12 protein-coding genes are annotated in these 22403 nt (G+C 30.8%); 9 read left to right on the top strand and 3 right to left on the bottom strand.

From position 1 onward, the window contains the following. Positions 1-5: 5 nt before the first annotated feature. Complete coding sequence (locus SM9_RS01220; RefSeq protein ID WP_058738404.1) at positions 6-227, bottom strand: hypothetical protein; 222 nt, start codon at positions 225-227, stop codon at positions 6-8. Between SM9_RS01220 and SM9_RS11835 the strand changes: the two genes are divergently transcribed. Next, the gene (locus SM9_RS11835; protein WP_083495913.1) at positions 196-1656 is read left to right on the top strand and encodes a lectin like domain-containing protein; all 1461 of its coding nucleotides are present in this window, start codon (positions 196-198) and stop codon (positions 1654-1656) included. The two genes, SM9_RS01220 and SM9_RS11835, sit on opposite strands and share 32 nt — an antisense overlap. A gap of 93 nt (positions 1657-1749) precedes the next feature. After that, positions 1750-2526 carry a TMEM175 family protein gene (locus SM9_RS01210; RefSeq protein WP_058738402.1) on the top strand — a complete coding sequence of 259 codons (777 nt, stop codon included), beginning with the start codon at positions 1750-1752 and terminating at the stop codon, positions 2524-2526. A gap of 22 nt (positions 2527-2548) precedes the next feature. Here the strand turns inward: SM9_RS01210 and SM9_RS01205 are convergent, their stop codons facing one another. After that, positions 2549-2953, bottom strand: a complete 405-nt coding sequence (locus SM9_RS01205) for a hypothetical protein (RefSeq protein ID WP_058738401.1) — start codon at positions 2951-2953, stop codon at positions 2549-2551. Between the two features lie 759 nt (positions 2954-3712). On the opposite strand from SM9_RS01205, the gene SM9_RS01200 reads away from it, so the two are divergent. From SM9_RS01200 to SM9_RS01175, 6 genes are all read left to right on the top strand, one after another. Beyond that, entirely contained in the window at positions 3713-5164 is a 1452-nt protein-coding gene (locus tag SM9_RS01200; protein ID WP_058738400.1) for an ATP-binding protein, read from the top strand. Between the two features lie 641 nt (positions 5165-5805). Beyond that, the gene (locus SM9_RS12250) at positions 5806-6231 is read left to right on the top strand and encodes a BRO-N domain-containing protein (RefSeq protein ID WP_232299144.1); all 426 of its coding nucleotides are present in this window, start codon (positions 5806-5808) and stop codon (positions 6229-6231) included. 57 nt (positions 6232-6288) lie between these two features. After that, positions 6289-6642 carry a hypothetical protein gene (locus SM9_RS12245; RefSeq protein WP_232299143.1) on the top strand — a complete coding sequence of 118 codons (354 nt, stop codon included), beginning with the start codon at positions 6289-6291 and terminating at the stop codon, positions 6640-6642. A gap of 302 nt (positions 6643-6944) precedes the next feature. Continuing rightward, positions 6945-7250: a nucleotidyltransferase domain-containing protein gene (locus tag SM9_RS01190; protein WP_058738399.1), complete on the top strand. Its 306-nt coding sequence runs from the start codon at positions 6945-6947 to the stop codon at positions 7248-7250. Next, on the top strand, positions 7243-7611 hold the full coding sequence (locus SM9_RS01185; RefSeq protein ID WP_058738398.1) for a HEPN domain-containing protein: 369 nt from the start codon (positions 7243-7245) through the stop codon (positions 7609-7611). Before SM9_RS01190 ends, SM9_RS01185 begins: the two co-directional genes overlap by 8 nt. 552 nt (positions 7612-8163) lie before the next feature. Continuing rightward, the gene (locus SM9_RS01175) at positions 8164-9477 is read left to right on the top strand and encodes an IS4 family transposase (RefSeq protein ID WP_058738397.1); all 1314 of its coding nucleotides are present in this window, start codon (positions 8164-8166) and stop codon (positions 9475-9477) included. Between the two features lie 235 nt (positions 9478-9712). Here the strand turns inward: SM9_RS01175 and SM9_RS01170 are convergent, their stop codons facing one another. Beyond that, on the bottom strand, positions 9713-16471 hold the full coding sequence (locus tag SM9_RS01170) for an Ig-like domain repeat protein (protein WP_157064624.1): 6759 nt from the start codon (positions 16469-16471) through the stop codon (positions 9713-9715). A gap of 1155 nt (positions 16472-17626) precedes the next feature. Between SM9_RS01170 and SM9_RS01165 the strand changes: the two genes are divergently transcribed. Beyond that, positions 17627-22378 carry an Ig-like domain repeat protein gene (locus SM9_RS01165; protein ID WP_058738395.1) on the top strand — a complete coding sequence of 1584 codons (4752 nt, stop codon included), beginning with the start codon at positions 17627-17629 and terminating at the stop codon, positions 22376-22378. Positions 22379-22403 lie beyond the last annotated feature (25 nt).

Here is a 22403-nt window from a genome sequence, read left to right as displayed (position 1 = left end):
CACCCTCAATCAAGATGCAGCAGCTGCCAGATTCTCCAGACTGATTTTCTATTCATCTTTGAAATGGCCCTTTGGGTTGGAATTTCCATAGGACAGACATCCTCACAGGACGTTGACTTGACGCAATGTGAAAAGAATCTTTTCTTATAATTGTTCTTTATGCTTTTCAGGTGCTTTTCATCACTTTCCTGATTAATAAGTTTTGATGCTGAAACTGAATATTTCAATGAAAAAACAAATTCAGTATATCACAACAACACATACGAAGCAAATCATGATGTTGCTGTAATAGGCTGGGATGACAATTATCCTAAGGAAAACTTTAAAATAACCCCACTAGGTAACGGAGCATGGATAATAAAAAACAGTTGGGCAGATAACTGGGGAGAAAAAGGATATGCATACATATCATATTACGATACATCAGTTTATCCTAAAGAAGAAAGTATTGATTATACATTCTCATTCATAATAGAAAACACTGAAAACTACACATACAATTACCAGACAGATTTTACATGTCTCGAGGATTTCACAAATAACTATACGTTCTACAGCAATGAATTTAAAGCTGTTGAAAAAGCAGACATAGCAGCTGTCGGAACCTACTTCAACGACACAGGAGTTGACTACGAATTCAAGATATATGTAAATGATAATTTAAAACTAACACAAAACGGAACAAGCCCATTTGCAGGATTCAAGACAATAAAATTAAATAAAAACATTCCAATCAAAGAAAATGACACATTCAAAGTCGTATTCAAAAGCAATAATGTACCTTATCAGGATGAAACAAGACAACACCTATTGTCCGGAATGTCTTATGTAAGCAGTGACGGGAACACATGGAGCGATCTTTCAAAACAAAACCAAACAGTGTGCCTTAAAGTATATACAAAAGAGTCCAACACCCCAATAATAAGCGAAGATTTAGTTAAAATATATAAAAATGAATCACAATTTGAAGTTGATGTAGGTGAAGCGAACCAAACAATAACATTTGAAATCAATGGCAATAATTATACAAGAACCAGTGATGCAAATGGTACTGCACGCATAAACATTAATCTTAAACCGGGCGAGTATTCAATTAAAACAACATATAATGGAACAACTGTTGAAAATACCATTACAATATTGCCTACATTAATAGCAGATAATTTGGTTAAATACTTCAGAAACGAATCACAGTTCTACATCACATTAATTGACGGCGAAGGAAATGCTATTCCTAACACCACAATTACAATGAACATCAACGGAGTGTTCTACAACAGAACCACCAATGAAAACGGAACAGCAAAACTAAACATCAACCTAAATCCAGGCAAATACACATTAACTGCAATTGACCCATTAACAGGCCTTCAAATGTCATACAACATAACAGTACTGCCAACATTAAGCGCCGAAGATTTGGATATGACCTACAAAGACGGATCACAGTTCAAAGCAACACTCCTTGACGGTAAAGGAAACCCATTAACAGGCGTGACAATAACATTCAACGTAAACGGAGTATTCTACAACAGAACAACTGACGAAAATGGAACTGCAAAACTGAATATCAACCTAATGGCCGGAGAATACATCATAACATCCACTTATGAAAACGGCGCTGCAACATCAAACAGAATAACCATCAAAAATTAAAGAATCAATATTCTTTAACACATTTTATTTTTTAAAAAAACTTAAAAATAACAACAAAAAACATTAAATAAAAAGAAAACTCTAATTATATCGATGACAAACAATAACATTTTAAATAATTTAAAAGACAGGCATGTTGCAATAACCGACGGTGTTTTTGCAATCGCAATGACGATTCTTGTTTTGGAAATTGCAGTCCCGACAATATCTGAAATATCTTCAGGGGTTGCTTTAAATGAATATTTCATGACGTATCTATTGCCGTCAATCCTGATTTATTTCATAAGTTTTTATATTGTTTACAATTTTTGGGAAAACACAACACTTCTTTTTCAATTTAAAAAGATAAAAGACAGCATACTAACATTAAATATGCTTACAATGGCATCTGTATGTTTAATACCATTTGCAACAGGATTTCTCTTTAAATTCTACAATTATACTAATGTAAATATATTCTTTTCATTGCTGGTTTTAATAATCAGTCTATTATACATACTAATGTTCATGTTGCTTGTCAGAGACAATTTTAAAAAGTATTTCGAAAAAAAAGACGAAATAAAGGCTACTGTGAATGAAACATATAATGATGGAGTTGAATTAGACAATTTAAAATTATATTTCAGAGGAGTTATGCTGACACTGTTCTACATATTGATGACGCCTGTTCTCAGTTCAGTCATATCCCTTATCCTAGCATTCTTTTCACCTCTGGCAAGCATATTATCATTCGTATTGATATTGATTTTAAGATTTGTAATCCGTATGAGACGTACATCAAAAGACAAGTTGAATGACCTCGAATTAACTGATGATGAAAAGGAATTATTAGAAAATATCAGAGAAAGCATTTATGGTAATGATAGTTAAAAAAGTAACTTATATTTTTTTGTTAGTTCGATTTTTTTGAAAAAATCATATTGAAGATAACAGCTACTATTACACCAGCAAAAATTAGGATAGTTTGACTTCCCCACCAGCCAGTGATGATTTGTACAGTCATTGGTGCAAAAAAGAGACTTAAAACAAATCCTTCAATCAAACAGGTCAAAAGGCCGATGATGAAACCTACAATTCCTGCAGAGACTATGTCCCTTTCCATTGATCCAAACAAAGCAGCTGCAATCACTACTCCAACAACAAAACTAAACTCAGTGAATCCTGTAGAATAAACTCCAGCATCGTATAGCTTAACACTTCCCAAAGTCAGCCAGAATATAACAAGCCCAATGACCAAGGAAATGACTAATCCTGCCACACTTCCTATTATCAATCTTTTTAAGTCAAAATTTACCATTTGCCAACACCTCCTAAAAGTAATTTATTTTCATGTACTTACCACTTTGGATAATTTGTAAATAATCTATTTTTTTCATCAATGATAAATCTTTTTCATGTTTGTGCATAATGGAATTTCATATACTAACCATTAAAACTAAGACCACTTAAAATCATATAGTATCCATTAAAAACTAATGTAAAATTTGAATGAATAAAAAAATCATGCATTTTTGATTTTATTTTTAAATTGATATTTAATGATTAATTTAATGTTATATGGTATTTTTAATAAAAAATGTTTGGGGAAAAAATTGTAAAGTAAAAATTGGAAAAATTGTAAAGTAAAAATTGGAAAAATTGTAAAGTAAAAATTGGAAAAATTGTAAAGTAAAAATTGGAAAAATTGTAAAGTAAAAATTGGAAAAATTGTAAAGTAAAAATTGGAAAAATTGTAAAGTAAAAATTGGAAAAATTGTAAAGTAAAAATTGGAAAAATTGTAAAGTATATCAATGAAAAAATTTAATAAATCCTATTTAATGAGATCTGTTTGGAATAAATTATAAATAACTAGTTTTTTCTTTAATATTATGATTAAATGAGTAATTTTATAGATTTAAATGTTAATATATTTTATTTGTAAAAATAAATATAATTCCATTTGTTCAAATATATGAACAATTATTTATATATAATTGTTTAATTATTTGAATAATATTATATATAAGATAATTCAAATATTTGAATAGAAAGTATTGGATTAAGGAGTTGCACATAATGTTAAAAAAAGAAGAATTAATTTCTAATTTTATTAAAAATGAATTGAATGATGTTCCTAATGTTTTAAGCAGAGATTTATCTAAAAATAATAAAAAATTCAATGCAAGGGATGAATTAAATGAACTAAAAGGATATGTTGATACTTTTTTAAATGAAGATACATCAAATAAGATTGTAGTTTTACCTGGCCTGAGAGGAGTTGGCAAAACAACCCTGATTCTGCAGCTTTATGAATATTTAATGAAAGAAAAGAACATTCCTCCCAAAAATATCTTATACATGTCTTTTGATGATTTAAATGATTTTGTTGAATGCAGCATTCGTGAAATGGTTGAAATATATTTAAAGGACGTGTTTAATGAGAACTTAAGAACTTTAAACGAAAAGGTTTTCATATTCATCGATGAATCACAAATCGATAAGAAATGGGCAAAGACCGGAAAAATCATCTATGATAAATCATATAATATATTCGTCATATTTACAGGTTCATCAGCACTCCATCTGGAACAAAATGATGATCTTGCAAGGAGAATGCGTAAAAAATCAATAACTCCCTTAAACTACACACAACACCTTAAATTAAAATATGACTTAAATACATTTAACCTATCGGATGATTTAAGAAATCTGATATTTACCGGAAATATAGATAGTGCCGTCAAATCAGAATTTGAAACCAACAGTATGCTGACTAATTGCATAAAATACAATTCTAATGACTGGGATGAATATTTTAAATTCGGTGCTTTTCCAATACTTTTTGATAAAAAGACACACAGGGAGATATGTGAAGATTTAGTTGAAATAACAGAAAGAGTCATTACTAAAGACCTGTCCCAGATAAAAGAACTCTCATCCGCTAATCAATCAAATGCAAAACGAATATTAAGATATTTTGCCCTCCAACAGCCTGGTGAGTTAACACATGCAAATCTTGCGAATTATTTAAAAACATCCACTGCAAATGTCAATAAAATATTGGATCTGCTTGAAAAAACCCATCTGATTTTCCATTGCGAAGCATATGGAGGTTCAGCCAAAAGGGTTAAAAAATCATGGAAATATTATTTTGCAACACCTAGCATCAGACACGCACTGTCAAGAAAAGTTGGAAACCCATTACTTGGAAGCGATGATTATGAAGGACTTCTATTAGAAAATCTAATAGCATCAAATCTCTTTAATCTGTCCAACAGGAGATTCACCAATTTCACAATATACTATGATGCAAACAAAAAAACTAATGTCGATTTTTTAATCCAGGAGGAAACCGAAAACATCATTCCAATTGAAGTGGGTCGTGGAAAGAAAAAGAAATATCAAATTGAAGATGCCATTAACAGATATGATTGTGAATATGGAATAGTTGTTGCAAATAATACAAAAACAATAAAAAGGAAAGAAAATGTAATCTACATACCTCCAATGACATTTTCATTTTTATGAAATTTGTTTTCAAAAAAAGTTTTAATCTTCAGAAACTAAAGAACATAAAAAAATTTTATGATTCTTATGTTTCTTATGATTTAAAAATTCATCAGCATATCTGAAATTACTAATTGGAAATTCATAAGATTGCTTAAATATTTTATCATTAATTATTTTTTTACCCAATAAAAGCAATTTTTAGTTGATTTTGAACTAAATAAAAATTATTTATACTATTAAAATTAAATATGGATTATTTATCCCAATCCAAATCCTTTAATTAGTGCTTCAGCAATGCTTATTCATAATTATTATGTTCTTCAGGAAGGTCATTTTGATTTTGACAAACAAAAAGTAGGTAGTTTGAATTTCGTGTACTTACCACTTGGATAATTTGTAAATAATCTATTTTTTTTCATCAATGATAAATCTTTTTCATGTTTGTGCATAATGGAATTTCATATAGTAACTATTAAAACTAATTTGGAGGGTTTATTATCATATAATCAATACTTTTCAAATGGTCTCTCATTTAATTTAAATAGGATTTTCACTAAAAATACCATTGTCAATTTAATTATTCATATGATATTCGTCTTACTGATTAGTTTTTCACATAATATTATGAAATGGGGACAATAAATTAAAGGAGAAAGAAAATGGCTGATGAAACAAAAATTAAGTTATTTCAAAATCAGGAAGTAAGGCTGAAATGGGATGATGAAATAGAAGAGTACTATTTTTCAGTAGTGGACGTTGTTGGAATTCTTAGTGAAAGTAAAAATCCAAATAATTATTGGAAAGTATTGAAAAAAAGACTTAAATATGAAGGTGTTGAGTTGGTTACAATTTGTAACCAACTGAAATTACCATCACATAAAGACGGTAAAATGTATAAAACAGATGTTGCTACAGCAAAACAGTTATTCCGTATCATTCAATCAATACCTTCACCAAATGCTGAACCATTTAAACAATGGTTAGCTCAAGTGGGCAGTGAAAGACTTGATGAGATAGCAGACCCTGAAATAGCTATTGAAAGGGCAGTTGCCACTTACCGTGAAAAAGGATATAGTGAAGAATGAATCACCCAAAGATTAAGGAGTATTGAAATAAGAAAGGATTTAACTTCTGAATGGGATATGGCAGGTGTTAAAAAAGGAAGGGAATATGCAATACTCACCAATGAGATTAGTCAAGCATCTTTTGGCATAACAACAGGAGAACATAAAAAGATTAAAGGATTGAAAAAAGAGAACCTTCGTGACAATATGACTAATGCGGAATTGGTTATTAACATGTTGGGTGAGTTGGCCACTACTGAAATTAGCAAAACTGAAAATCCAAAAGGTTTTAAAGAAAGTAAAATAGTTGCAAGAGATGGAGGAAACATTGCAGGCAATGCTTTAAGGGAATTGGAAGAGCGAACTGGACGAAAAATTGTGAGCAGTAAAAATTCTAAAAATCCAAGGCTATTGGATGAAAATTTAAAGTAGCTGCAAGCATGCATTTTCAAGTAAAAATTTCAGATGCCGGCTGATTATGCACTATTAATGGGGTTTCATCTACTCTGCACTATGGTCTACCGATATATATGCACTTGAAGTGGTGTGTAAGATATTGTTGGTTGTCAGATATATGTAAAGGAAAGTTTTTTCGCAAAATTCAAAAATTAATTTTGGCAGACACCCCAATATAAAAACACAATTGTGTTTTCACACAAAGTCACACTTCAAAAATATTTATTATTAATGAAATTGAAATAGGATATTATAAGAATAATCGTTGGTGTTTGTTTATGAATAATAGATTTGAGATTGCTCGTGAGTTTGCAGAGTCAATAAATTCCGATAAAATCGTGAAAATTATATTATTTGGTTCCGTTGCTCGTGGCGATGACACTGAAAATTCAGACATAGACATTTTAATAATATCTGATTATCGCAGTGAAATCTGGGATGATATTGTAGATATGATTGGAGAGTTTGTTCTTGAGAAACAGGAATTGATTTCTGCTCACATAATGAGTACAGATAGATTCAATACAACACAAGATTATTCATTTTTATCAAATGTTTTAGCGGAGGGAGAGGTACTTGTCTGAAATTGAGGAGTATATGAACAAAGCAAATGATAAATTGATTTCCGCTAAGGCATTGTATGATGTTGATCAATTTTCCACCAGTGTTAGTGCATGTTATTATTGCATGTTCAATGTTGCTAAAACATTACTGATTAAAAAAGGATTCAAACCTAAAACGCATACTGGCGTGATCTCATTATTTGGTCAAGAGTATGTTTTGAATGACTCTTTTGACAGAAAAATCTCTAAATATTTGTCAAGCACACAATCTTTAAGAGAAGCCGCTGATTATGATGCTGTTGATGATATTGATCAAACTATTGCCAATGATTGTATCAATAAGGCTGAAGAATTCATGAATGAAGCTAAAAAATTTTTATAATTATTTGTTGATCTTTTTATTTTTTTTCAATGCCGTCAACCTAATTTTTTCTAATTTGTCTTATTTTAGTTATTATTAATATATTATTAATTTATTGTCTTTATATGGTGTTTATTTTTCTTTATTTTTAAAATAAGTTTGTTTTTAACTAGTATACTTCATTTAAATGAATATTTATGCTCCATTATTATTTAAACTTTACTATTAAAATCCGATTTAATCAAAGGTCCTTTTATTTTGCTCGTACTATCATGTAATCATGTTGATTTTCAATCGAGTGATATTCATGAATTTGTTAATTTATAGTATAGTAATTTGATTTTAAAAACAGTATTGAAGCAGTATGGATAGTTTTATTAAGGATTGAGGGTATATTATATATTATGCGAGAAAATAACAAACCCTCAATACTATATTGGGGTAACAAATTAATTAATCTTTCTATTTTTTGCGAAAAAATAGAATTTTTGAAAGTTGCTGTAAAATGTTTAAAAAATGAAATAAACAGTATTTTTAATGTTTTTTCATCCCAGTATGGTGTTGTGATGCTTCATGTTTTCTTATTTTAAATCAGCAATTGATAATATTGTAAAACCAGCATCATTCTTTGTAATTGATGAAAAAAGATTTACAAGAGATAGTAAATTTTCATTCAAAGATTATGTGACTTTCTTTTGCGTAAACAAAGGCACTTCCAATCAAGCAGATCTTGAAGATTTCATCGAAGATGATTTCACCAACAATCTCGAAACAATAACAAGACAAGCACTATCCAAACAAAGAGTATTCATAAATCCACTAGTATTTAAAGAAATAAGTAAAGAATATTTACGTTTAATTGGTTATAATAGAAATAATCACTTTTTTAAGGAATACAAAGGTTTTCGTTTGTATGGTGGTGACGAATCTGATTTTGAAATTCCTGATTTTGAAGAAGTGCGAAGAGATTTTGGAATCAAAGACACACCAAAATACAGAAAACCTGCAATAGCCAAATTTTCATCAATAATGGACTTATTAAACGGATTTATACTCGATGGAATCATAGGAAACTACAAACAAGCAGAATTACCACTCATGCACCAAAATCTTGACAACATTCAAGACTTAATAATCCCAGAAAAATCAATTTTCATATTTGACAGAGGATACAATGCCATGGAACTATACGCACACATAATGTCCATAAATAGTTATTTTATAGTCAGATTAAAGGATAAAAGCTACATAGACGAACGGTACACAATTAAAGAAAACGACTCCGAAATCAAAATCAAACTAACCAAAGACAGAATAAAAAAATTCCACAACCCCTCATTAAAAGAAGAATATGGAAAAGAAGAACATCTAAATCTAAGAATACTAACCATTGAACTAGATAATGGAAAAACAGAAACATTATTAACAAACATTTTCAATAAAGAGTTCCAAATCGAAGATTTTAAAGAACTCTATAATTTACGCTGGGGAATCGAAACCAACTACAATACAATGAAAAACAGACTAAACATCGAAAATTACAGCGGCAAAAAAAGAATAACAATAGAACAAGACATATATTCAAAATTCCTAAAATATAACGTCTTTCAACATTACGAAAACTACTTCAACCTACTAATAAACAGAACGCAACGACAAAAAGGAAAACTTGGACTCTTCAAGGTAAATCAAGCACACTTAATTCGAAAATTAAAAAAATATTTGCCTATAATGATTTTAAACCCAACACCAGAAATAATACGAACTTACACAAAAAATCTGATAATTTCCTGCACGAAATCCCCAAACAAATCCACGAAAAAACAGACAACAAAAAGAAACCCTAAAAAACAGAGAAAATTCAATCTGAATTACAGACCAACATAAAAGGAAAAAAATATGAAATTAAAAATTAGGTTGACGGCATTGTATTTTTTTTTAGAATTGGATAACTATTCAAAAAATTTAGTATTCACTGTATGTAAATAAAATTTAAAAAATATATTTACTTCAAAAATGAAATTCATGATTGCCTAAATCCAGATAAGATAGTAACTATACAATTTTTCGTAGACTTCCTTTTTGATTATATATTTAAAAATGGTGATGGTTATAGATGTTTTTAGCTTTGTACGGTTACGGTGTTTGCCACATTCAGTCCATTGTAGCTTGAAGTTATTATATATTTTCCAGCCTGCAAATTAATATTCAATTTTGCAATACCATCAGCATCAGTTGTTCTTGTATAGAATACACCATTGATGTTGAATGTTACTTTTTCGTTTGCAAGTGCTTTTCCTGTACCGTCAAGCAGCGTTGCAGTAAATGGGCTGGAAACACCATATTTTTTAGTCAAATCCTGTGCTTTTATTGTTGGAAGTACTTTGATGTTGTTTGATACTTTACAACCAGCATATTCAGCGGTTATTATATAATCTCCAGGGTTTAAGTTTATGTTCATTTTTGCGATTCCTGATTCGTTGGTTGTTCTTTCGTAGTATACTCCGTTTATGTTGAATGTTACTTTTTCTCCTGCTCCTGCAATGCTTCCATCAGGTTTTATTAGTTTGACAGTGTACTGTGTCGCGTTCTTGTAGTATTTTGTAATGTCTCTGTTTTCTGTTATTGTTGGCAGTATTGTGATGTTGTTTGCTGCGTTTTCTCCGGTTATTGGGTTGATTGCTGTTAGTATATATTTTCCTTGTTGGAGGTTTAGGTTTAGTTTTGCAACACCAGATTCATTAGTTGTTCTTGTGTAATAGACACCATTGATGTTGAATGTGACCTGCGTATTTTTAAGTACTTTTCCAGCATTGTCAGTGAATTTCGCATAATACTGTGTTGCGTTTCTATAGACTTTAACAACATCTTTTGCTTCAACTGTAGCTTTGATTGTTATATTGTTTGTTTTAAACTCTTCCTGGTATCTTGTTGTGATTGTATGTATTCCGCTGTTTAAATTGATTGCTATTGATGCAATTCCTTCATCATTGGTTTTTCTTGTGTATAGCTGTCCGTTGATTGTAAATAAAACTGTTGCATTTTTAAGAGTGTTACCGTTTTTGTCAGTCAGTTTTGCAGTAAACCTTGATCCGTCCTTGTAAATCATGACTAAATCTTTTGTTTCAAGATTGTAGTTTGTCCTGATTTCAATGTTGTTTGTTTTAGTTAAGTTTTGGTATGCTGTTTTTATTGTGTAGTTTCCAGGAGCCAAATTAATTGCAATAGATGCTACACCCTGATTATTAGTAGTTCCCGTGTATGTTTCATTTCCAATTGTGAATGTAACTTTCCTGTTTGTTAATACATCACCGTTTGTATTGGTTAAGGTTGCTTTGAATGTTGAATTGTCATGGAAATACATTTCCAAGTCCTCAGTTGTTAATACTGGAGGATATTCTTTCACTGTAATCCTGTTTGTTGTTGATACATTTTTATATGTTGTTTTAATTGTGTATGTTCCTGCTGGCAGGTTAATTGTCACTGATGCTTCACCATTGCTGTTGGTAGTTCTGTTATAGTCATCACCATCAACATTGAATGTAACCACTTTATTTGATAGGATATCGCCTTTACTGTTTTTCAATGTGATTGTGTAATTAGTACCGTCACGATAATACATTTCCACATCTATTCCGGTTATTACCGGTTCGTAGTCTTTAACAGTAACTTTGTTGGTTGTTGAAGCGTTTTTATATGTTGCTTTTATAGTGTATGTTCCTGCCGGCAGGTTGATTGTTATTCTTGCAATACCGTTGGAATCGGTTATTCTGGTGTAGTTTCTGTTGTTGATATTGAAAATCACATCAGCATTGGAAATCGGAGTTCCCTGCGTATTTTTCAATGTGATTGTGTAGTTTGTTCCATCACGATAATACATTTCAATGTCGCTTCCAGTGATTACCGGTTCGTAGTCTTTAACAACAATTTTATTTGTTGTTGAAGCGTTTTTATATGTTGCAGTTATTGTGTATGTTCCTTCCGGCAGGTTGATTGTAATGGATGCGATACCTTGAGAATTAGTTGATCTTGTGTAGTTTTCACCATCTATTGTGAATGTTACATCGACATTAATTAGTGGTGCTCCTTTAGTATTTTTCAATGTGATAGTGTAGTTTGTACCATCACGATAATACATTTCCACATCGTTTCCTGTAATTACTGGTGCATAATCTTTAACAACAATTTTATTGGTTGTTGATGCATTTTTATAAGTTGCTGTTATTGTGTATGTTCCTTCCGGCAGGTTGATTGCAATGGATGCGATACCATCTTTATTAGTAGTTCTTGTGTAGTTTTCACCATCAACAGTAAATATTACATTGACATTAGTTAATGCGATTCCTCTTGTGTCTTTTAAGCTGACAGTGTAGTTGGTACCGTCACGATAATACATTTCCACATCTTCACCAGTGATGATAACTGGATAGTCTTTAATCAATATTTTATTGGTAGTTGATGTGTCTATGTATGTTGTTTTTATTTCATATTTTCCTGGTGCTAAGTTTATTTGGATGGATGCCACACCATTTTTATCAGTTGTTCTTTGGTATGTGTTATTATTGATTGTGAATGTGATTATTCTGCCGCTTAGTGTGTTGTCGTTTCCGTCTTTCAGTGTTACATTAAATGCAGATCCGTCACGATAATACATCTCCAAATCATTAGCAGTTAATGTGTAATTATCGTTTTCCCGAACATTAATTTTATTTGTTAAGGTTTCTGTTTTGTATTTGGCAGTAATTGTGTAGTTTCCTTTGTTTAGTGTTAAAAATATTCTTGCAATACCGTTATTATTAGTTTTGTTGATGTATTTTTGGCCGTTAACAGTGAATGTAACCTCTGCATTTTTGATATTGTTGTTTCTTCCGTCAGTTAACTTAACATAATATTGGAATCTTTCATTGTCATATACTTCAATATCTCCTACAGTAGTCATGTTTATATTTTTAAGCACTGTGAAAGTATTTTCTGCTGTGTAATTATCATATTTTGATGTTATTGTGTAATTTCCAATCGGAAGTGTCAGCGTCAGTGATGCTATTCCTGATTGATTGGTTGTATGAGTGTATTTTTTGTTGTTAATGCTTATTGTAATGTTTTTTCCGAAAATTCCATATCCGCTTTCATCAGTTAACGTTACATAAATTGTTCCGCTTTCTCCATCATAAGTCAATACATCATAACCTGTTAGATTAGCCAATTTGTTGTTTTCATATGTTGCGTTGAATGTAGTGTAGTTATAGTAGTCATCTCCTTCGTAGTAGACGAATATGCTGTTGTTGAATCTGTTATAGTTTGGAGCAAATGTTGCAGTTCCATTGGTCAGGTTTAATTGCTGCAATTGATCGTTAATATATAAGTTTACTGTTCCGGTTGCATTTGACGGATTGACTTTAACTGTGATTTTATCCTCTTCAACAGTCACATCCATTGTTGTGTTGTGTTTTTTGACGTTTAAAACTGTATTTGCAGATGAGTTTGAATATTTTTTATCTCCAGGGAAGAAAATTGTTATGTTGTATGATCCTCCGGTGAGGTTTTCCAATTTAACGGTATTGTTTCCGTTTTTTAGATAAATTGTTTCTGTTTTATTGTTTATTGTTAAGTTAGCCTCTCCTGCAACTTCACCTTCAGGAGCTAATGTTATGTTAAGATATGCTGTTTCGCCGGCCATAATGTCTGATGTGTTTACTGTAAGGTTGGTTTCGTATTTTTTAACAATGAATACTGCTGATGCGTTGCATGCTTCGTATTTGGAGTGATCCCATGTTACGATTGTAACGTTATATTCTCCTGCTGCAAAGTTCTTTAAAGGCAATTTACTGCCGTCACGCACATATACTGTTTTTTGATTTTGTCCTGTGACGTACATGTATGCCTGATTTGTAAAACCGCTTGGTGATAGGCTAACTAAAACTACTCCGTTTTGTCCATAATATATAGGTTCAATTGAAATGTTCATCTGTGTAGGATATTTGTGCACAGTATAGTTTTCATGGAAGAACGCCTTGAAGTAATCCTCATCACCTTCATAGCGTATTACCAAATCATATGTTTTTGGTATCATTCCGGGGATTGTCAATTCAGCTTTGGTGTCTTTGATTTTTGCTGTGTATTCCTTTCCGTCAACGATTATTGTAATGTTCCCGGTTGGCTGGTGCGTATAGTTTCCAGTTACGGTCATGTAGAATTTCGCATCATCACCATAATAGATTTCTTCTGCTTCAACTTCAAGACTTGAGTTTTCTTTTCCGATATCTATCTGCACAGTCTGGTTCCATTCACCATAATATGCGGTTACATAGTATGTTCCTTTATTTTGTGTGTTGTTTATGTTGATTGATGTTTCACCATCAACTAATTTTTTGGTCATGACTGTACCGTTAACGTCCAATATAATGTTCATTTCCGGCAGTTTGGAATAATCTGAATAGAATTTACCGTTATTTTGTTTTAGAGTAACTTTCAATGTTGTGTTTTCTCCGATTTCCAATGGCATGTAATTAGGTTCGAAGTTTAGGACAAAGAACTGGTTGACTTCCATGTTGGTGTGGTTTTTATATGGATCTTTGTTGTAGTCAAAATAATTGTGATTCATATAAAATTCACCATTATTGTTGTTGAATGCATATAAATAAGTCGTTTGTGTATAATGTGACCTCATGGTATTTGTAAATATGTTGAAAGTAGCATTCATTTTTCCTGTATTGTATAGGTTATATGTTCCTATGATGTTTTGGTATGATGTTGGTGTGTTGTTGTTGAATACGTTTCTGGTTAGTGTCATGTCTCCTTCATTTATTACAACACCGTAAAACATTGTAGGCCATATTGATGATTGTTTGAATCTGGTATTTTCAATAACTGAATTAGTTAATGTGAATGTTCCGTCTTCTCCGTTGTACAGCACTCCTCCGTTTCGGTTTAATCTGCTGTTGTCTTTTGACCTGTCGAATATTGAGCCGTTTACCGCTATGTTTCCGTAGTTGACTATTGCCTGGCCGTAAGTACCTTCGCAGTATGTGAAGTTGCTTTTGTTTATTGTTGCGTTTCCTGTTGTGTATATTGCTCCACCATCACCATTATCACCTAATCCTGCTGTTGTATGGTTAAACAATGTGTTTTCAACAGTCAGTGTTTTTTTATTTGTTATTGCTCCACCATTCCTGTCTGATTTGGTGTTTTCAAATAGGGTATTGTTTATTGTGAGTGTTCCTTCATTTTCTATTGCTCCGGAATTGGTTGCTTTGAGGTTTTTGAATGTTGTTGTGTTGATGTTTAGTTTTCCTGTATTGTATATTGCTCCTGCTTTTGTTGAAAAGCTTGTTGATGGGACACCATATACTCCATATACTTCATATGGATTTTTGATATAAAAGAATATATAGTATGAATCATGAAGGGGATTACCTGTTCCATTTTTCCCTACCCAGGTTAGGTTTTCAATATTGCAATTTGAGATATTCATTTCACATGAGTTATCTATTAATCCAGTAATGGTACTAGGATCAAAGGTTTTAATGTATGATGAAATTAATTCTGTGTTGTTGAGTTTTTTATGATATGATGTTGTTTTCAGTATGGGTAATTCAATATTGTTATTTGTGATATTTGTATTTTTAAGATGCATACTTCCATCATTGTGGATTATTTTGGCGGATACATTATTATAATTACTATCGTCTATTTTTATTAAGGAATTTTTTAAATTATAAATTAAATAACTTGAATTTACTATTTGATTGTCTAATTCAATATATCTTGGTAATTTTATATTTGCATATGTTGTGTTTTTTATTTCAATAGTATTCTGATTATAAATTAAAGTATATGTATTATTATTCACCTTCATTTTGTTGAATGTTTTTATTCCATCAATGTCCTTAAATGATGAATTGATTATTTTAAGATTTCCTGTGTTATTAATAATTTTTCCATTGGTTTGCGTGAAAATACAGTTTTCTAATATGCAATTTACATTTTTAATATTTAACATATAATCTGAAGCATTTTTAAAAGTAATATTTGTTAATTTTACATCAGATATAATTTCAAATATTTCTGGATTTTCCAAAGCATTGATTGTAACATTATTTCCAATTATTGAAATGTTTTTATTGATGTTTATTTTTGAGTTAATATAAAAGTCAGTATTATTTAAAATGATTGTTCCATTTTCTTCTACTAATTCAAGTGCTTTATTCAAAGATTCGACATTGTTTAACCAGGAGGAATTGGAAGTATGTACTTTATTATTATTTAAAATTCTAATCGAGTTTTCATTTAAATTAGTTAATGGAATTTTTGTCAATCCGTGAAATACAAGTGTATTTGATGAAAAACTACATAATATTAATCTTAATTCAGTAGTGTCATCTTTTAATTTGTATTTAAATGATGTTGTAAATGCATAATTTGGTTCTAATGTAGACCACGAAGAATCCTCAGGGCTTCTAGGATAATCTGTATTTGAAACAGTGTTTTCTGCTATTATTCCAATTATTTTATCATTTTCCAGTATTTTTACAGGGTATCTTTCTAAAGAAAAAATATTGCTGCATATTGTTCCATTAAATTTTACATTAATTGTTACATAATTATTTGAATCAATATCTTCTGCACTAATATTAAATTCTTTTATTACCAGCCCAGGTTCGACATAGGGACCATGATATACTCCTGTAATAGGATAATCTATAGATGAATCTTTAGTATAATCATAGTAACTATCATTATATTCATAATCACCATATTCATTTTTATAATCACCATTATAGTATGTGTTGCCAATACCAACAGGGTATTTAGCAATAATTTCATCATGAATATCTTCAGTATTGCTAATTTTTAGTGGAAAATCTGAATTATCAATACTCATATTAGTATTTATTTCACTTGCATATGTTGGTGATAAAAATATCATTAAGCTCAAAGAGATAATTAATATAAACATTATTCTTTTCTTTAAATTCATTTTTTCAACTCAATTATTTTTTAGAATTATGTTAATATATATCAAATATGATTTAAATAATTTAGTATTATGTTTGTTGATTTTTTTTGGTTTTTAATCCAACCCTTTCCATTAATTTGATTAATTATTGATTCTTTAGTTCCATACTTTCTTTTATATGCTTTTGATATTATTTCCCCAATATAATTAGCAGTATTGCATACTCGTCGGAAAATGTCTAAATTTATTTCTATTTTTAAATTATACTTTAATTTATATACAACAACAAATATAATAAAAAATAATAAATACTAAAACTATTTATCAAATTTTAATGCCATAGAGACTTAATTAAAATACAAGTAACAAGATTAAAATCAATTTAATCGTATCATTCTTCTTTTAAACTATAATATGTTATACACTAAATTTTTAAATCCAAAAAATGATATTTCAAAAAAAGAAATATTTTAAAACTTTTAATGAGTTTAATAGTAATTTTAAAGTCATAGTAATGGTTAAAGATTGAGTGGAGTATAAATAATAGTATAATCCAAAAAACCACCACAGATTTAAATTGGTTAGATAAATTATTAAGTTTTTGCATTAATAAAAAAAGGTTTCATTGAATTTAGTGATGATATAGATTCATTATTTATCATTTATGCAGTGAAAAATAAAACAATCAAAAATAATTTTTTAATTGTATCTGAGATAGAAAAATCTCTAAAATGTTAATCTAAACTTTATAGGGAAGGAAAAGATAACTTTGAAATAAATGACACTACTTCTGTTTATAAACGAAAGTATCAATGCAGTGATAGTAGTGCAATCATAATTTCCGACCATTATGGGAAGATTATTTTAATCCTGGATCAAATTATACAGAAAGAATTAAATGTTTAATGTATTTTCCGACGAGTATGCAACACTGCATTAATAACCATTATATAATAGTTATTAGAAATATCTAATATAATCAATTATATATTTGTTAATTTAAATTTTATTTGAATTGATTTTTAAATAAACATTAATTTTTATAATTGATTATTATTAAATTCAAGAAGGTAAAGTTTTATGAAATTTAAATTTTCATTAATTTGTGCTATGTTGGTATTGGTTTTATGCATTGGCGCGGCCAGTGCAGCCGATATTGATGTAGAAAATGATTTAAATACAGATGTTTCCACTTTAGATAGTTCTGACTTAAATGTGGAAACTAGTGACAATAACTATGTTTTGAATAAAAACATAGTTGTAAATGACTCATCCAGCTCTCAATTGTTGGGGGTTAGTGATGATGATGTAATGGGTGATGGTGAAAAATCAGATATTATAGTGGATATTCCAGAAACAATTTATTTGCCTGTTGGATATCATGACGAAATGGAACCAGCACACAAGTATAATGTGAATTATGGTTCCGCTAATCAAGGCAATATTAACATTCAAATGAGTGAAAATTTTGGAAATTATGGTATGGCTGACTGGTGGTATGATGGTAGTTGTATTTATGTATATGTCTATAATCCAATAAACCCTGGAAGTTATGGATTGACTATATCATATCCTGGTGATGATAATTATAATCCTTTAGATTTACATGTTCCTATTTTAGTATTGCCTTTCACAACATCTGTTTCAACAGGTAGTGACAGCATTACTGTTAGTGTTGATGGTAGTGGAAATAGTGTTACTGGTAACATTAGCATAAAATTAAATGGTGAGGAAAAATCTAAATTGACTTTAAATGGTGATGTGCAAACAACTACTATTTCTGGTTTAGCTGCAGATAATTATGAGGTGATTGTTAGTTATACTGATGGTAATTTTGATGATATGGAATATAAATCTACTGCAACTATTTATAATGCATCACAATGGGGAGTACCTGGATTTGATAATAAAAATTCCGGAAATTCCGAATATACTCGTTTAAATAATGCATATGTTGCTTGGAATGCATCTGTAAATAATCCAATTTCTTCAGTTGTGATTGATTCCAAAGGCAATATTTATATTGCAGACAATAGCAATGTTAAAATATTCTATAATAATGGTACTTTAAAAACCACTCGGGACGGTGGTAGTAGAGGTGCTGTATCTTTAATTGATGATCATATATTATCCTATGTAAGGCCATGGTCAAATATAGTAGCTTTTGATGTTAATACTTTTTCTGGTATGGGAACAAGTGATTCCCGAGTTCAATGGTATACAAACAGTAAATATCCTGTAATAAAAGGTCCTGATGGAAGAATATATCTTTCAGTTGCTGCAGATAATGATGCACAACCTAATCAGGGCAAATATGTTACCATGTTGAACTTTGATGAAACATCAAATCAAATAACCTATGGTAATGTTGTAATAGATAAACAACCAATTTCAATGCCTGTTTTTGATGATAACAATATATTATATGTAAATACAGTTGAAGGTATTCGTGCTGTTGATATTATTTCTTCAGATAAAATAATTTTATCACTTTCTGATGTGGGTACTATTGGTCGTCCAGTAATTGATGAAAATAATATTGTATATGTATTTGGTAAAGACAATACAATCAATGCTTTAAATAATGAAGGTCCACTTTGGAATATAACAGTAAATAATGGTATTGGATCTGTAATGGCAATTGATAATGAAAATGGTTTATTGTATTCAGTTGATAATAGTGGTATACTATATAGTTATAATACTGAAGAAAATGGTAATGAAGCAGAAATATATGATATAGGTGCAAATGCTACTACCATGATTGTTGATGGAAATGGTATTTTATATATTGGAGATTCAAAAGGTATGCTCTGGGCTTTCCAAAATGAAAAATTAGTGTGGAGTCTTGAATTAAATTCAGAAATTAAAGGACAATTAGCAATGGATAAAAATGGTGTAATCTATGCAGTAACTGCAGACACCCTTTATGCATTAGGTTATAAAAATGAAACTGAATTAACTTTAGAAGTTGAAGATGAATTCACTACTCTTGATGAGATTAGCATAACTGCAAATATGAACTCTACTTTTGATGGTGAAAACATAACATTCATTATTGTTTCAGATAATGGTTATGAAAATACTACTAACAAGACTGTTGCTGATGGTAAAGCTATTTTAAATATAGCTAACTTAAAAGAAGGAACATACAATGTTACTGCAAAATATGGTGGAAATACATATTATGCTGAAGCAAGTGAAAATGCAAATTTCACTGTATCAAAAGTAACTCCTGAATTAAGTGTAAACATTAACAATGGAACAGTATTTACCAATGCTACAATTACAGTAACTTCTACTAACTGTAAAGGTAATGTTACTGTTAAAGTTGGTGAAGAAACATTTGACGATGTTGTTATTGGTGAAGAATTTACTTTACCTGTATTACCAATAGGTGTATATGATGTTACTGTAACTTACAATGAAGATGAAATCTATAATGAAGCGGTAAATGATACTGAAAAATTGGAAATTACTAAAGCTGATGCTATAATCATTCCAGATGTTGTTGCTGATGCTGATCAATCAACAATTACTTTAGATTTACCTGATGATGCAACTGGTTATGTTTTAGCTGATGTTAATGGAACCGGTTATTATGCTCCTGTAAAAGATGGTGAAGCAGTTATTTCAATTCCTAATTTAGAACCTGGAAATTACACTGCCGAAATAACATACCTTGGTGATGATAACTATAATAATGCTTCATTTGAAGTTCCATTAAATATTCCAGAAGAACCTGTAATTGAACCAAAAGATCCTGAATTAAAAGCAACTGCAGATAATACGACTATTACTGTATCTGTTAATAAAGATGCTACTGGTGGTGTTGTTGTAGATATCGATGGTACAAGTTACTATGCTGAGATTAAGGATGGTCAGGCAGTTATTGATGTTAAAGGCTTGGAAGCTGGTGAAAACTACACTGCAACCGTAATCTATACTGGTGATGATAATTTCACAGAAGATGAAACCACAGTTGAAATCAGTATCCCTGCTGAACCAATAGTTGAACCAAAAGATCCTGAACTCAAAGCAACCGCAGAAAACACTACTGTAACTGTTAATGTAAACAAAGATGCAACAGGTGGTGTAATAGTAGACGTTGACGGAACAAGCTACTATGCAGAAATCAAAGACGGCCAAGCAATAATCGATGTTAAAGGCTTAGAAGCAGGTGAAAACTACACTGCAACCGTAATCTATACTGGTGATGATAACTTCACTGAAGATGAGACTACTGTTAAAATCAGTGTTCCTAAAGAGGAAGAAATTGAACCTGAAGATGCTAGCATGACTGTTGATTCAACCAATTCCACAATTACTGTTGAATTGCCTGAAGATGCAACAGGTTATGTTTTAGTTGATGTTGACGGTAAAGGATACTATGCAAAAGTAACTGACGGTAAGGCAACTGTTGATGTTGCTGGTTTAGATGCCGGTAACTACACTGCTACAGTAACATACACTGGTGATGATAACTACAAAGCAAACACAAGCAGCGTTGCTGTAAGCATTCCTGAAGAAGACGAACCAATCCCTGAACCTGTAACTCCTGAAATGACTGTTAAAGTTACAAACACAACCATTGAAGTAACTTTACCAAAAGACGCTACAGGTAACGTATTGGTTGATGTAAACGGTCAAGGTTACTATGCTCCTGTAAAAGACGGTAAAGCAACAGTCAACGTAATCGGTTTAGATGAAGGAACCTATCCTGCAACTGTAACATATGCTGGTGATGACAAATACACCAATGCAACCAAACCTGCTAGTGTAACTGTTCCTGAGGATGAAGAACCAACACCTGAACCTGTTGATCCAAAAGCAGACATTAACATTTCTGATGATGCAGTTAACGTTGAATTACCAAAAGATGCAACCGGTTATGTATTAGTTGATGTTGACGGTAAAGGATACTATGCACCTGTAAAAGACGGTAAAGCATCAATTGATTTACCTGAATTGGCTCCTGGAAATCACACAGTCACAGTTACATACACTGGGGATGATAAATACAAACCTGCTACTACTAATAAGACCGTAACTGTTGAAAAAGAAATCATTACTGTTGTTAGTGAGAATTTAACTAAAATTGAAAAGGCACCTGATAGATTTGAAGCTGTATTCACTGATAGTGATGGTAATGCTTTGGCTAATAAGGATGTTACTTTTGGATTAAATGATATTACTTATACCAGAACCACCGATGCAAACGGTAAGGCTGGAATGAACATTAATTTGGTACCGGGTACATACTCTATTAAGACTACAAACCCTGTTACCAATGAAAGTGTAACAAATACTATTACTGTATTGCCTAGATTTACTGAAGATTCAGATTTAGTGAAATACTTCCGCAATGACAGTCAGTATGTCTTAAAAGTTTTAGATGATAATGGTAACCCTGCTAAAGCTGGTGAAATTGTCACCTACAACATCAACGGTGTATTCTACAACCGTACAACCAATGCAACAGGTCATGTAAAACTTAGCATCAACTTGCCTCCTAAAACTTACATTATTACTGCTGAGTATAAAGGATGTAAGGTTGCTCACAATGTTACTGTTTTACCAACATTAACTGGTAATGACCTTACCAAGAAATACGGTCAATCTGGTGCTTACGAAGCAAAATTAGTTGACGGTCAAGGTAAAGCATACGCTAACCAAAAAATAGAGTTCAACATAAACGGTGTAATGTATCAACGTACAACCGATGCTAATGGTGTTGCAAAATTAAACATTAACTTGCAAGCTGGAAAATACATTATTACTGCTTCTTACGGACAAGCAAGAATCTCTAATACTGTAACCGTAACAGCTTAAAACATGAGAAGTTTAAATACTTCTC

It is taken from the genome of Methanobrevibacter millerae, assembly GCF_001477655.1.
In the GTDB taxonomy this organism is placed as follows: Archaea; Methanobacteriota; Methanobacteria; order Methanobacteriales; family Methanobacteriaceae; genus Methanocatella; species Methanocatella millerae_A.
Note: the sequence above shows the minus strand (reverse complement) of the source record. Positions and strands in the feature narration are given on the sequence as shown.

What these genes read in the sequence shown, in the direction of transcription:
- SM9_RS01210 (WP_058738402.1), top strand. Translation starts at nt 1,750, where the DNA reads ATGACAAACAATAACATTTTAAATAATTTAAAAGACAGGCATGTTGCA.
- SM9_RS01205 (WP_058738401.1), bottom strand. Translation starts at nt 2,953, where the DNA reads ATGGTAAATTTTGACTTAAAAAGATTGATAATAGGAAGTGTGGCAGGA.
- SM9_RS01200 (WP_058738400.1), top strand. Translation starts at nt 3,713, where the DNA reads ATGTTAAAAAAAGAAGAATTAATTTCTAATTTTATTAAAAATGAATTG.
- SM9_RS12250 (WP_232299144.1), top strand. Translation starts at nt 5,806, where the DNA reads ATGGCTGATGAAACAAAAATTAAGTTATTTCAAAATCAGGAAGTAAGG.
- SM9_RS12245 (WP_232299143.1), top strand. Translation starts at nt 6,289, where the DNA reads ATGGCAGGTGTTAAAAAAGGAAGGGAATATGCAATACTCACCAATGAG.
- SM9_RS01190 (WP_058738399.1), top strand. Translation starts at nt 6,945, where the DNA reads ATGAATAATAGATTTGAGATTGCTCGTGAGTTTGCAGAGTCAATAAAT.
- SM9_RS01175 (WP_058738397.1), top strand. Translation starts at nt 8,164, where the DNA reads ATGTTTTCTTATTTTAAATCAGCAATTGATAATATTGTAAAACCAGCA.
- SM9_RS01170 (WP_157064624.1), bottom strand. Translation starts at nt 16,471, where the DNA reads ATGAGTATTGATAATTCAGATTTTCCACTAAAAATTAGCAATACTGAA.
- SM9_RS01165 (WP_058738395.1), top strand. Translation starts at nt 17,627, where the DNA reads ATGAAATTTAAATTTTCATTAATTTGTGCTATGTTGGTATTGGTTTTA.